This is a genomic window from Flavobacterium humidisoli (assembly GCF_023272795.1).
In the GTDB taxonomy this organism is placed as follows: Bacteria; Bacteroidota; Bacteroidia; order Flavobacteriales; family Flavobacteriaceae; genus Flavobacterium; species Flavobacterium humidisoli.
Genome location: NZ_CP096829.1, coordinates 942,513 through 955,158 on the forward strand (window position 1 = coordinate 942,513; position 12,646 = coordinate 955,158).

Below are 12,646 nucleotides of genomic sequence, written 5' to 3' on the forward strand. Positions count from 1 at the left end.
TTTATTAATTTGGTTTCGTATAGTACACCTCAAGTTTCAATCTTTTATCTTCCGGAATAGAAGCAGAAGTTTTTCCTCCATATATGATTGTCCCTAGAGGATTTAACAATGATGTTCTCGGTACTACCGGAGTAATATCATTTTTATCCTTAAGTGCATTAAATGCAACTGTAGTTGGACTTAGAGAAACAACCAAGCCTAAATCAACATTTTTAACTGTCGCATCTTTAACTAAATTACGAATATGGCTAGTGATTCTAATTTTATAGCTTTTCCCTCTTTTATCAGAACCTAGACTAATTACTCCACCATACGCAGATACAGCATCTGTAGAATAATCGGCTAAAATGGTATTATCTGTCAAATTGTACAAATACACTCTATTCGGTTCTTGTGCACCAGCCATTTTATCAGCATCAATATAGAAAACTAAATTAGCTTCGTTTACTTTCCAATTCTTAATAGCAACATTACTTCTAATTTCATCCAATTGGTCAGAAACCCCATTTCCTCCATTTACTACAGCACCATTAGAGTCATAACTCAAAACATCTGTTGGACTAAAAAGTTTTATAACCGCCAAAGAGCCTACTCCACCTTTTAAATATAGTCTTTCATCTCCATCTGTTTTATTTACGTTTGTTGTTACAGCGCTTTGGTAATCTGCATTTCGAGCATCTTGAAGAAAATTAGCAGTAGTTGTAAAAGTACCTTTCAAGTTTAAGAGAATCTCCTTGTCTTCAGTAGCTTCGGGATCATCTGTAGTTGAGCTTGTTTTTGCCTTATATTTAATAGTAATAACCCCTTTAGAAAAATCCATCAGTGCCAAATTGCTCGGATTGGATCCCGATTTCTCAACATTAAAATACAAACCTCTAAAATATTCTTGAAAAACATCTTCTGCAGCAAGCTTCGAAGCATCGGCATTTAATATCCTATCTTGAAAAAACTGCTTATTGAGCTGCAGTGTCATTTGAGGCGCTTTTCTTGTAGTTGTTTCTACTTTAGTAGTAGGATCTGTTGTTTTTATTACAATTTCTTTTGCATCAAAAAAGAATTCATCATTTTGCAAAACATCTCCATCATTTAATCTTGAGCCAACTTTTTTACTATCAAATTCACTGTTTTGATCTGTATAATAAAACTGTGGCAACTGGGTACCTCCACTTAAATAACTGCTTCTCATCTGGATTCCAGACTCATAAACACTTAACTTAATTTTTCCATTTTTGTCTCCATAAATAGAATCTAATACATAAGTGGTATTTCCTTCAGCATCTGTAGTTGTGGAATGACTGAAATACGGAATTTCAAGCACAACACTCTCAATTACTGGAGAATCCCCAACTTTTATAGGATAACTAGAAAGTCCTACCTGAGTTACAAAATTTGCAGTAGTACTTGCAAAAAGCGGATTGTCTAAAATACCAAGAGCATTTGGTGTCATGGTATTTGACTGAATAGGGGTAACTTCTTGATTAAACGCTACAACATCGTATTTTTCAGCTTCAAGTCCAAAATGATCATCTCCAATCAAACCATCACCAATTGCATTAAAATCTTTGTCACAAGAATATAAAAAAACAGCCATTACAGCCAAAAAAGCTTTCTTAATAAAAGAAGTTTTATACATGTCAAAAAATAAAATTAAAATTTAAAGTCCAAATGTTCTATAGAAATTTGTATAAGCATCAGCGAATGCATCTTTCGTGGCGAAAGGTAAAAAAGGTTTTCCTGAAGATTCTATAAATTTTGTTAAACTTGGAGAAACATTTTCTGATGCAATGATAACACCATCAGAATGTAAAATACTAGCTTTTAAAACATTCTCATAATTTGGCACTTCCAAATCTGACACTGCTTCATGAGGAACACCATCAAATTTAACTTTATTTATCATTTCTAAATCTAAGTTCTCATCAAATGACTGGCCATAAACAGAAGTAATAATTTTCGTTTCAGAAAATAGGGCTTCGTGTTTATAATAATGTTTCATATAAATCGGAAGCATTGCCGCAAGCCAACCGTGAACGTGTATAATATCTGGAACCCAGTTTAATTTTTTCACAGTCTCTACAACGCCTTTCGCAAAGAAAATTGCTCTTTCGTCATTATCTGGATATAAAGTGCCCTCTTCATCTGTAAAAGTGGCTTTACGTTTGAAATATTCATCATTATCTATAAAATAGACCTGAATTCTTTCTTTCGGAATCGATGCTACTTTAATAATCAACGGCATATCTAAGTCATTCACTACCAAATTCATCCCTGAAAGTCTAATCACTTCATGCAATTGATGTCTTCTTTCATTTATATTCCCATATCTAGGCATGAAAATTCTTATCTGGCCACCTTGGTCATTAATCATTTTCGGAACGTCATAAGACATTAAAGAAACCTCATTTTCAGCCAAGTAAGGCACGACTTCAGATGATACATATAATATCCTCTTATCTTTCATAATAGTATTTTACTTAATTTTGGTAATAAAAACGTCGCAAAATTACAAAAATTTATGCAGTTTATAACTAATATATTATGTTTGCATAAATTTTAATAATACCTCAATGCATATTTTCTACAGTAAAGCAGCGTTGATAGCTTATCTTAAAACTATCAAAACCGCAAATTCCACTATCGGATTTGTACCCACAATGGGCGCTTTACACCAAGGACATTTGGCTTTAATGCAACGTTCGCTAAAAGAAAACAACGATACAGTAGTAAGTATTTTTGTCAACCCAACTCAATTTAACAACGCTGAAGATTTAGCAAAATATCCGAGGACACTAGAAGAAGATATTAAGAAAATGCGTACATTAAGTGATAAAATCATTTTATACGCACCTTCGGTCGAAGATATTTATGAAGGAAATACCGTTTCGCAGACTTTTGATTTTGACGGATTGGAAAACCAAATGGAAGGAAAATTCAGACCGGGTCATTTTAATGGTGTCGGAACAATTGTAAAACGTCTTTTTGAAATCGTAACTCCAACAAATGCCTATTTTGGAGAAAAAGATTTTCAGCAACTTCAAATTGTAAAAAAATTAGTTGAAAAAACTGATTTACCAGTAAACATTGTCGGTTGTCCTATTTTTAGAGAAGAAAATGAGCTTGCAATGAGTTCTCGAAACGAACGTCTAACTTCCCAAGAAAGAAAAGACGCTTCTATTATCTACAAAGTTTTGACCCAGGCAAAAGAGATTTTCCAAAATCACTCTCCGCAAGAAACAATCGAATTTGTAGAAAATTCTTTCAAAGACAATGAGACATTCGAACTAGAGTATTTTGTTATTGCTGACGAATCTACACTTTTGTCTATCGATAAGAAAGAGAATGATAAAAAATATCGCGCATTTATAGCGGTATTTGTTAATTCTATAAGACTGATTGACACCATTTCATTAAATTAATCTAACTTTGCAGCATGCAAATTCAAGTTATAAAATCAAAAATTCATCGAGTTAAAGTAACTGGAGCCGATTTAAATTACATTGGAAGTATTACTATTGATGAAACTCTACTAGAGGCTTCAAATATTATTGAAGGCGAAAAAGTATCTATTGTTAACATTAATAATGGCGAACGTTTTGAAACTTACGCTATTAAAGGTGAAAAAAATTCAGGAGAAATTACTTTAAATGGTCCTGCAGCTAGAAAAGTGCAAAAAGATGATATCATCATTATCATTTCTTACGCTACATTGGATTTTGAAGAAGCAAAAACCTTCAAGCCATGGATTATTTTCCCAAATGAAAACGACAATTCTTTAACCTAAGATTTTCTTTTTCTTACCGAATTCCCCTACTTTGTCAAAAGTCAATTTTGCACAAAAAAACTTTCTTTTGTCTTAATCCAAAATGATTTTGACGCTAAAATACTGTGCTTCAAATTTTAACCTACTTAGCAAAGAAGCAAATAAAATAGTATATTGCTACACTATTTTCAATACTTTTTAATTTACTTGAAATGCCACAAATCATGAAAAAAGTTTACCTACTATTTTTATTAATTTCGTTTTCGTCGTTTGCCCAAAAAACGTTCGATAACATTAAATCAGAAAAACTCGGAGAAGAGCGTAGAATTACAATTGGACTTCCTGCTTCTTATGAAACCAACAAAGACAAAAAATATCCTGTTCTTTACTTATTGGATGGAGATTATTTATTTGATCCATTTTCTGGGGCTGTGAGCTACGGAACTTATTGGGATGATATTCCAGAAATGATTATCATTGGGATTCATCAAAACAAAGATGGAGAACGTTTTGATGACACAACAATTGACCAAAATGAAGGTCTTCCTTTTGAAAAAGGTGCAAAATTTTTCGAATTTATCGGAGCTGAATTAGTACCATATATCGAAAAAAAATACCGAACCTCGCCTTTTAGACTTATTGCAGGACACGATTTAACAGCAAGTTTTGCTAATTTTTATTTATATAAAGAAGTTCCGCTTTTTAACGCCTATATCTGTTTAAGCCCAGAACTTGCTCCAAAGATGGAAGTGCGTATTGCAGAGAAATTTGCTAAAATAAAAAGTCCTGTCTTCTATTACCTTTCTGCAGGAGAAGGCGATATTAAAAAAATTAAAGAGCCGATAGAAAAATTAAACAGTAATATTAAAATCGCCAATAATCCGTTAGTAAATTATAAATATGATGTATTTAAAGGCGCAACACATTATACAGAAGTCTTGCATTCTATACCAAGTGCATTGTACCAGATTTTTGAAGTATACCGTCCGATAAATTCTGCCGAATACAACGACAAAATTGCGGTTCTTCAAACCGGTTATGCAGAATATTTAGAAAAAAAATACGCTACAATGTCTGAAGTTTTAGGAGTTCAAATTCCAGTTAGGATGAGCGATTTTAAAGTAATGGAAAATCTTATTCTGAAAAGAAATGCCTACGATGAGTTAGGAAAAATGGCTGAAATTGGAAATGTAAATTATCCTAAAGCCATGTTGGGAGAATATGAATTAGGTTTGATGTACGAAAAAATGGGCGATCCTAAACATGCTTCGAAGAAATACCAAAATGCTTCACAAATGGAGCCAATTGGTGATTTGAACAAAGACGTGATGTATGAGAAAATTGACGAGATGAATACACTTGCTAAAAAAAGTAAATAATGTCTAAAGTTAAAACTTCCTTTTTCTGCCAAAACTGCGGAACCCAATATGCTAAATGGCAAGGGCAATGCAACGCGTGCAAAGAATGGAATACGATTGCCGAAGAAATCATTCAAAAACAAGATAAGGTTGCTTGGAAAAGCGAACCTACTCCAACAAGCAAAGCGCCAAAACCTTTAAAAATTAACGAAATTGATTCTACGCAGGAAGTCCGAATGGACACTACTGATAGCGAATTGAATCGTGTTTTAGGTGGTGGACTTGTCCCTGGATCTTTGACGCTCTTGGGCGGTGAACCCGGCATCGGAAAAAGTACACTTTTACTTCAAGTATCATTAAAGTTACCTTATAAAACATTATACGTTTCTGGAGAAGAAAGTCAGAAACAAATAAAAATGCGTGCCGAAAGAATAACGCCAAATAGCGATAACTGCTATATTTTAACGGAAACCAAAACGCAAAACATCTTTAAACAAATTGAAACCATTCAGCCTGAAGTGGTCATTATTGACTCGATTCAGACTTTGCATACCGATTATATCGAGTCGACTGCTGGAAGCATTTCTCAGATTCGAGAAACCACTGCAGAACTGATAAAATTTGCTAAAGAAAGCAATATTCCAGTAATATTGATTGGCCATATTACAAAAGACGGGAACATTGCTGGTCCAAAAATTTTGGAGCATATGGTCGATACCGTTTTACAGTTTGAAGGCGACAGAAATCATATTTACCGAATTTTACGTTCGCTAAAAAACCGTTTTGGTTCAACATCAGAACTTGGAATTTACGAAATGTTGGGAAGCGGATTACGAGAAGTAAGCAATCCTTCTGAAATCTTGATTTCTCATAAAGACGAAGAATTATCTGGAACTGCTATCGCGACGACTTTAGAAGGTATGCGTCCGTTGATGATCGAAATACAATCTTTAGTGAGTACAGCTGTTTATGGAACACCTCAACGAAGCACAACAGGTTACAACGCAAAAAGGCTAAACATGATTTTGGCTGTTTTAGAAAAAAGAGCTGGATTCCGTTTAGGTGCAAAAGACGTTTTCTTGAATGTAACTGGCGGAATTTCGGTTGATGATCCTGCAATCGATTTGGCGGTTGTTGCTGCGATTTTATCTTCAAACGAAGATATTCCTGTTGGAAAAGGATTCTGTTTTGCTGGTGAAGTGGGGCTTTCTGGCGAAATTCGCCCTGTGAATCGTGTTGACCAACGCATTCAGGAAGCTGAAAAACTAGGTTTCGACACTATTTTTGTTTCTAAATACAACAAAATCGCTTTAAAAAACACTGGAATTAAAATCGAACTGGTTGCTAAAATTGAAGATGTTGCGAGCATTCTTTTTGGTTGATTTTTTAGAATATATATTATAAAAAAATCCTGCTCTCGAGTATATTATCTCATGAGCAGGATTTTTTCCAAACTTTTTAATTTCTTACCATTTTATAATTCTAAAGCTTCCTTCAGTAACAGTAAATGTTTTTCCTTTTGAAGTTCCTGAAAAACTGAAAGTACCTTCAATTTTTTTATCATCATTTGCAGTAATATTTATCGTTCCAGATGTAGCACTCGCATTCTCTATTTCTGGCATAAAGCTAAAAGACGCTTGGTACGTAGTAGTAAGATTTGACAAATCAGATACTATAGGATGACTTCCCGTTGTAATATTCAACGGTGTCCATAAAGAGATTTTTTTATAAGTATTATCAATTCCTGAACTTCCCATTATATTTATACTTTCTGAAGTCATTAGAGCAGGCTCAGAAAAAGTATATACAGTTTCATTATACTTAAATTTCATAAATCCTTCTTGACTGCTTGGAACGTCAGTATCATCGGATGAATTATCATTACTACATGAAGATAATGCTAATGCAAAAATTGCAAAAGACAAAAACATAACTTTTTTAAAAATTTTCATTTGATTGTTTTTTTATTATTTAACAGGACAAATATATAAGATAAATACTATAAAAAATTACGGTTTTCCACAATTCTAAAATAAAAACAGCATCTACAAAGCCTTACTATAATATTCCATTACAAACACCATATACTTTAAAACATAAACACAATTAAATCAACATATTAGACACATTGTTTAAAATTTTAAAGAAAAACTCTACAAGCTGATAATTTTAAATTTAAATTTGAAAACTGAATAATTTCGAAGCAAACCAATTTTATGAATTTTCCAAAACAAAAAATATACAAAGCTTTAAAAATACTAGGAATAGTAATTTTATTGCTTTGCATCGGACTGTATTATTTTCGTAATTCACTTTTAAACCAAGCCATTGCAAAAGTCACCCACAAAATGGCCGTTCAGTACCAAAGTAACTTTTCTGTAAAGTCGGCGACATTTGATGGTTTATCAACTATAAAATTGACAGATGTAGTTTTGGCTCCAATAAATGCTGATACGCTTGTCAAAATAAAAAATGTCGAAACCAGCATCAGTTTAAGTAATTTATTAATTGGTGATGTTCAAGTTGGAACTTTAAAAGTAGACAACGGATATATTCAATTAGTAAAAAAAGGCAAAAAACGAAATTTTGATGCTTTTCTAAAAAGAGATCGAGAAGAAACCGATTCAAATGAAAAACGCAAGTACGCTGCTTTTGCTTACAGAATCATTTCGAAAGTATTGAATTTGGTTCCGACGGATATGGATTTGAAAAACTTCAAATTCAAAATCGATGATAACGGAAAACAAACCAATATCGCTGTAGATAAACTCGTTTTAAATAACAAACAGCTCGAAACCAATCTTCATGTTCAAGCAAAAGATTTTGATCAGCGCTGGAACATTAAAGGATTTGCAGATCCGAGAAACAAAAAAGCAGATATTCGTTTTTTCAATTTAGATACTGGCGCTATTCGCGTTCCGTATTTAGATCAGCGTTATAACTTAAAAGCAAGTTTTGACTCTATTCGTCTAAATGTTCAAAACATAGACAAAAGCGGCAGCGAACTCCATATAGACGGTTACACTTCTATCGCTAATCTTAAAATCAATCATCCCAAAATCGCGAGCAAAGATGTGGTTATCAAAAATGCGCGTTTTGATTACCGATTTTTATTGGGCGATAGCTTTATTTCTATCGACAGTTCTTCGACAATGCAGTTAAACAAGATTAAAGTTCGTCCTTACATTTCTTACGATACCGAAAAAGATACAATTTATACTTTGAAAGTCGATATTCCGAAAATGAAAGCGCAAGATTTTATCGTTTCGCTTCCTGATGGTTTATTCACACATTTTCAGGGAATGCAGGCAACTGGAAATTTCGATTACAAATTGGATTTCAAATTCAATCAAAACAAACCAAACACACTTGTTTTTGACAGTAAGCTTAACAAAGAAGATTTACGAATCACTAAATACGGAGAAGCCGATTTAAATAAACTAAACGGTGAATTTGTGTATCGCGCTATAATTCAAAATGTATTGCAACGGCCTGTTTTAGTCGGAAATGCAAATCCGAATTATACGCCTTTGGACCAAATTTCTCCTTATTTAAGAAAATGTGTTTTAACGACAGAAGATCCTTCTTTCTTCTCGCATCGCGGATTTATTAATGAAGCTTTCAAACAATCGATTCTGAAAAACATTCGAACTAAAAAATTCTCTCGCGGCGCTAGCACAATCAGCATGCAGTTAATTAAGAATGTATTTTTAACTCGTGAAAAAACGCTTTCGCGAAAGCTAGAAGAAATTTTATTGGTTTACATTTTAGAAAACAATCGAATTGTTAGCAAAGAAAGAATGCTGGAAGTATATTTCAATATTATCGAATGGGGACCAAATATATACGGAATTGGAGAAGCAAGTCATTTTTATTTCCAAAAAAGTCCAGCCGATTTAAATGTTGATGAATGTTTATATCTGGCAACAATTATTCCGAAGCCAAGAAAATTTATGTATCAGTTTAATGATCAAGGTAATTTGAAAGATTATGCCGTTAAAAATCAGAAATTCTTAAAGAATCTCATGTTTAGAAGAGGACTTTTAGTTCCTGAGGATACAATTGGAATATTACCTGTATATATTTCTGGAAATGCTCGTTCATTAATTAAAATCAAAGTCCCAGATTCTACAGCAATCAAAACAGATTCTTTGGCTGTTGATGATGAATTTGATTTATAATTGTTTTCTGCCACGAAGGCACTAAGACACAAAGTCTAAAAATAAAATAACCATATAAGTAATGTAGGATCAGTTAAGAAAAGACTTAAATCTCTTATATTACTTATATGGTTTAAAAAAACACTTTGTGGCTCTACGGCTTTGCGAGATTAAAAACCTTCGTGTCTTAGTGCCTTTGTGGCAAAAAAACTAAGGCGCAGGATCTGGAATTATAGCCTGAACCGCATCAATTTCTGCTAAGATTTGTTTAGAAAGAACCACATCAATTGTATCGATGTTTTCTTTTAATTGTTCCATAGTTGTTGCTCCGATAATAGCGCTTGTCAAAAACGGCTGTTGCAATACAAAGCTCATTGCCAATTGCGTTAGCGTTAAACCATGTTTTTTAGCGATTTCCTGATACATTTTTGTTGCTTCAGTACATTGATCACTATTGTAACGTTTGTATTGCGGAAAAAGATTAATTCTCGCTTTCGGATGACTTTCTCCAGTTAAGAATTTTCCAGTTAGAACTCCAAAGGCTAATGGAGAATATCCTAATAAACCAACATTTTCATATTTCGAAACTTCTGCAAAATTCACTTCAAACAAACGGTTCAATAAAGAATACGGATTTTGAACGGTTTTAATTCTTGGAAGATTGTTGTATTTGCTTTCTTCCAAAAGGCGCATCATTCCCCAAGCATTTTCATTAGAAACTCCAATATGTTTGATTTTACCCTCTTTGATTAATCCATCAAAAGTTTCTAAGATTTCTCTAAAGTTATCTTCCCAAACATCATCATGTCCATGAAAAGCACGCTGACCAAAATTGTTCGTTTTTCTTTCTGGCCAGTGCATTTGGTACAAATCGATATAATCGGTTTGAAGTCTTTTTAAACTGTTCTCAACTGCATACTTAATACTTGCTGGAGAAAAATCTAATTTCTCGCGCATATATCCGAAATTTGGATTGGGACCTGCGATTTTTGAAGCCAAAATCACTTTATCTCTATTTCCTGATTTTTTAAACCAAGTTCCAATAATCTTTTCTGTGCTTCCGTAAGTCGCTTCACTCGCAGGAACCGAATACATTTCGGCCGTATCAAAGAAGTTTACTCCTCTTTCAAGAGCGTAATCCATTTGTTCGTGTCCTTCTGCTTCTGTATTCTGCTGACCAAAAGTCATGGTTCCAAGGCAAATTTTACTAACTTTTATGTCGGTATTGGGTAATGTTGTGTATTTCATTTTCTTTAAGATACTGAGTTGCTAAGATTCTAAGGTTCTAAGTTTTTTCCCTTTTTTAGTAATAAGTTTTCAAAGATACAAACGGATTTCTCAAATCTAAAAACGAGAAAGGTTAAAAAAAGTACAAGATTTATTTCGAGATGCTATGGTTCTGAGCTAAGATGCTAAGTTTAGATTCCAATTAATAAAAAAAGGTTCAAAGTAAAACTTTGAACCTTTTTAAAACCTTAATCCCTTAGTTCCTCAGAACCTTAGCATCTTAATTAATACTATTAAGCATCTCCGCAATCTCGTCTAATCTTGGAGTTAAAATAATTTCGATTCTACGGTTTTTCGCTTTTCCTTCTGGAGTTGCGTTACTTGCCAAAGGAGAAAACTCGCTTCTTCCTGCTGCTGTTAGTTTTTGTTTATTGATTTTTGGGTTTTCACTTAAAATAGCCACAATTGCAGTTGCTCTTTTAGTAGATAAATCCCAATTGTTTGCGATTGGCCCCGATCCAGCATACGGATCATCATCTGTATGACCTTCAATAAGAACAGAAAGATCTGGATTATCGCCTAAAACTTTTCCAAGTTCAACAACTGCCTTTCTACCATCTGTTCCAACAGCCCAGCTTCCTGAGTTGAAAAGCAATTTGTTTTCCATAGAAACATAAACTTTTCCGTTTTTATGTTCCACTGTCAAACCTTTACCTTCAAAACCAGTTAATGCTTTAGATAAAGTTTCTTTTAATTTACGCATTGCTTCTTCTTTCGCCGCAATCATATCTTCCAATTCTTTTAGACGATTTGCCGTTTTGTCTAAACGAGCTTGTTCCTCTGCAAGGGCTTTACCTTTTGCTTCTAATTGCGCTAACAATTCACGGTTTTTAGCCATGTTTTTCTCCAATGCATCGTTGCTATTTTTTTCCAATGCATTATAAGAATCTTGTAAAACTTTGTATTTATTTTGAGCCGCCGCTAAATCTGCTTTTTGTTTTGCCAAATCATCATTAGCAGTTGCTAAATCTTTAACCAGTTTATCACGATCGGTTTCCAATTGATTCTTTGCTTTCTTCAAATTTTCATTTTCATCAGCAATAGAACGATTCTCTTTTTTCAAATCTGAATATTTTGTTTCTAGATCATTGTAAATTTTCTTAGAAACACACGACGTTGTGGACAAAGCTAATGCTAGTAATCCGATGGAGGCTTTTTTAATCATCTTCTTTAATTCGTTTTTATTCTGGGCGTTTAATAATTTTTTATGTCAAAATTCAATGCCAATTGCAATCTCAATTTTAAGACTCAAATTCATTCAACAAGAACAATACCAAAAATTAGTCAATCTCGACTAAAATCGGACAATGGTCTGAATGCATAGCATCTGGCAGTATAACAGCTCTTTTTAATCTGTTTTCTAGCGCATTGCTTACCAAATTATAATCGATACGCCATCCTTTGTTATTTCCTCTCGCTCCTGCACGGTAACTCCACCATGAATAATGATGAGGATCTTTATTGAAATGACGGAAACTATCTATAAATCCAGATTTCATAAAAGCATCTAGCCAAGCGCGCTCTGCCGGAAGAAATCCAGAAACTGTTTTGTTACGAACAGGATCGTGAATATCAATTGCTTCATGACAAATATTATAATCACCACAAATAATAAGGTTCGGAACCGTAACTTTCAATTCGTTGACATAATTCTGAAAATCGTCCATAAACATAAATTTGTGATCAAGTCTTTCAATGTTTGTTCCAGATGGAAGATACAAACTCATTACAGAAACATCGTCAAAATCTGCACGAAGATTTCTACCTTCAAAATCCATATGATGAATTCCCGTACCGTAAACAATATTGTTTGGCTTTGTTTTAGAAAGAATAGCTACCCCGCTGTACCCTTTTTTGGTTGCAGGATAATAATACTGGAACGGATAGCCAGCTGCCGTTATATCATCGACCGGAATTTGATCTTGTGTTGCTTTTATTTCCTGAAGGCATATTACATCAGGATTTGCTTGTTGCAGCCACTCGATAAACCCTTTGTTTATTGCCGCTCTAATTCCGTTTACATTATAAGAAATAATTTTCATCAGTGATTTTTTTAGGATTTCAAATGTAATAAAAAAGTG

Annotated in this window: 11 protein-coding genes; 5 read left to right on the top strand and 6 right to left on the bottom strand. The window is 33.5% G+C overall.

Annotated features, from left to right (window positions below; all coding sequences use genetic code 11):
* Window positions 1–4 precede the first annotated feature (4 nt).
* Window positions 5–1,633, bottom strand: a complete 1,629-nt coding sequence (locus tag M0M44_RS04350) for a BamH family beta-barrel-assembly machinery protein (protein WP_248728666.1) — start codon at window positions 1,631–1,633, stop codon at window positions 5–7.
* 21 nt (window positions 1,634–1,654) lie between these two features.
* Window positions 1,655–2,461, bottom strand: coding sequence for a glycogen/starch synthase (locus M0M44_RS04355; RefSeq protein WP_248728667.1), 807 nt, complete (start codon window positions 2,459–2,461; stop codon window positions 1,655–1,657).
* Window positions 2,462–2,567: 106 nt separating this feature from the next.
* On the opposite strand from M0M44_RS04355, the gene panC reads away from it, so the two are divergent.
* The 4 genes from panC to radA all read left to right on the top strand — a co-directional run bounded on the left by panC (window position 2,568) and on the right by radA (window position 6,500).
* A complete protein-coding gene (panC, locus tag M0M44_RS04360) occupies window positions 2,568–3,416 on the top strand; it encodes a pantoate--beta-alanine ligase (protein WP_248728668.1) in 849 nt (282 codons plus the stop codon).
* A 14-nt stretch (window positions 3,417–3,430) separates the two neighbouring features.
* Window positions 3,431–3,781: an aspartate 1-decarboxylase gene (gene panD, locus M0M44_RS04365; protein WP_008465481.1), complete on the top strand. Its 351-nt coding sequence runs from the start codon at window positions 3,431–3,433 to the stop codon at window positions 3,779–3,781.
* A 203-nt stretch (window positions 3,782–3,984) separates the two neighbouring features.
* Complete coding sequence (locus M0M44_RS04370; protein ID WP_248728669.1) at window positions 3,985–5,139, top strand: alpha/beta hydrolase; 1,155 nt, start codon at window positions 3,985–3,987, stop codon at window positions 5,137–5,139.
* A complete protein-coding gene (radA, locus tag M0M44_RS04375) occupies window positions 5,139–6,500 on the top strand; it encodes a DNA repair protein RadA (protein ID WP_095930311.1) in 1,362 nt (453 codons plus the stop codon). Before M0M44_RS04370 ends, radA begins: the two co-directional genes overlap by 1 nt.
* A gap of 84 nt (window positions 6,501–6,584) precedes the next feature.
* Here radA and M0M44_RS04380 read toward each other — a convergent pair whose 3' ends face one another.
* A complete protein-coding gene (locus M0M44_RS04380; protein ID WP_248728670.1) occupies window positions 6,585–7,070 on the bottom strand; it encodes a DUF6252 domain-containing protein in 486 nt (161 codons plus the stop codon).
* A gap of 264 nt (window positions 7,071–7,334) precedes the next feature.
* Here M0M44_RS04380 and M0M44_RS04385 point away from each other — a divergent pair, with 264 nt between their 5' ends.
* A complete protein-coding gene (locus M0M44_RS04385; RefSeq protein WP_248728671.1) occupies window positions 7,335–9,299 on the top strand; it encodes a transglycosylase domain-containing protein in 1,965 nt (654 codons plus the stop codon).
* Between the two features lie 189 nt (window positions 9,300–9,488).
* Here M0M44_RS04385 and M0M44_RS04390 read toward each other — a convergent pair whose 3' ends face one another.
* From M0M44_RS04390 to M0M44_RS04400, 3 genes are all read right to left on the bottom strand, one after another.
* Window positions 9,489–10,526 carry an aldo/keto reductase gene (locus M0M44_RS04390; protein ID WP_248728672.1) on the bottom strand — a complete coding sequence of 346 codons (1,038 nt, stop codon included), beginning with the start codon at window positions 10,524–10,526 and terminating at the stop codon, window positions 9,489–9,491.
* Between the two features lie 259 nt (window positions 10,527–10,785).
* A complete protein-coding gene (locus M0M44_RS04395; RefSeq protein ID WP_248728673.1) occupies window positions 10,786–11,730 on the bottom strand; it encodes an OmpA/MotB family protein in 945 nt (314 codons plus the stop codon).
* 115 nt (window positions 11,731–11,845) lie between these two features.
* Window positions 11,846–12,607: an exodeoxyribonuclease III gene (locus M0M44_RS04400; RefSeq protein ID WP_248728674.1), complete on the bottom strand. Its 762-nt coding sequence runs from the start codon at window positions 12,605–12,607 to the stop codon at window positions 11,846–11,848.
* Window positions 12,608–12,646 lie beyond the last annotated feature (39 nt).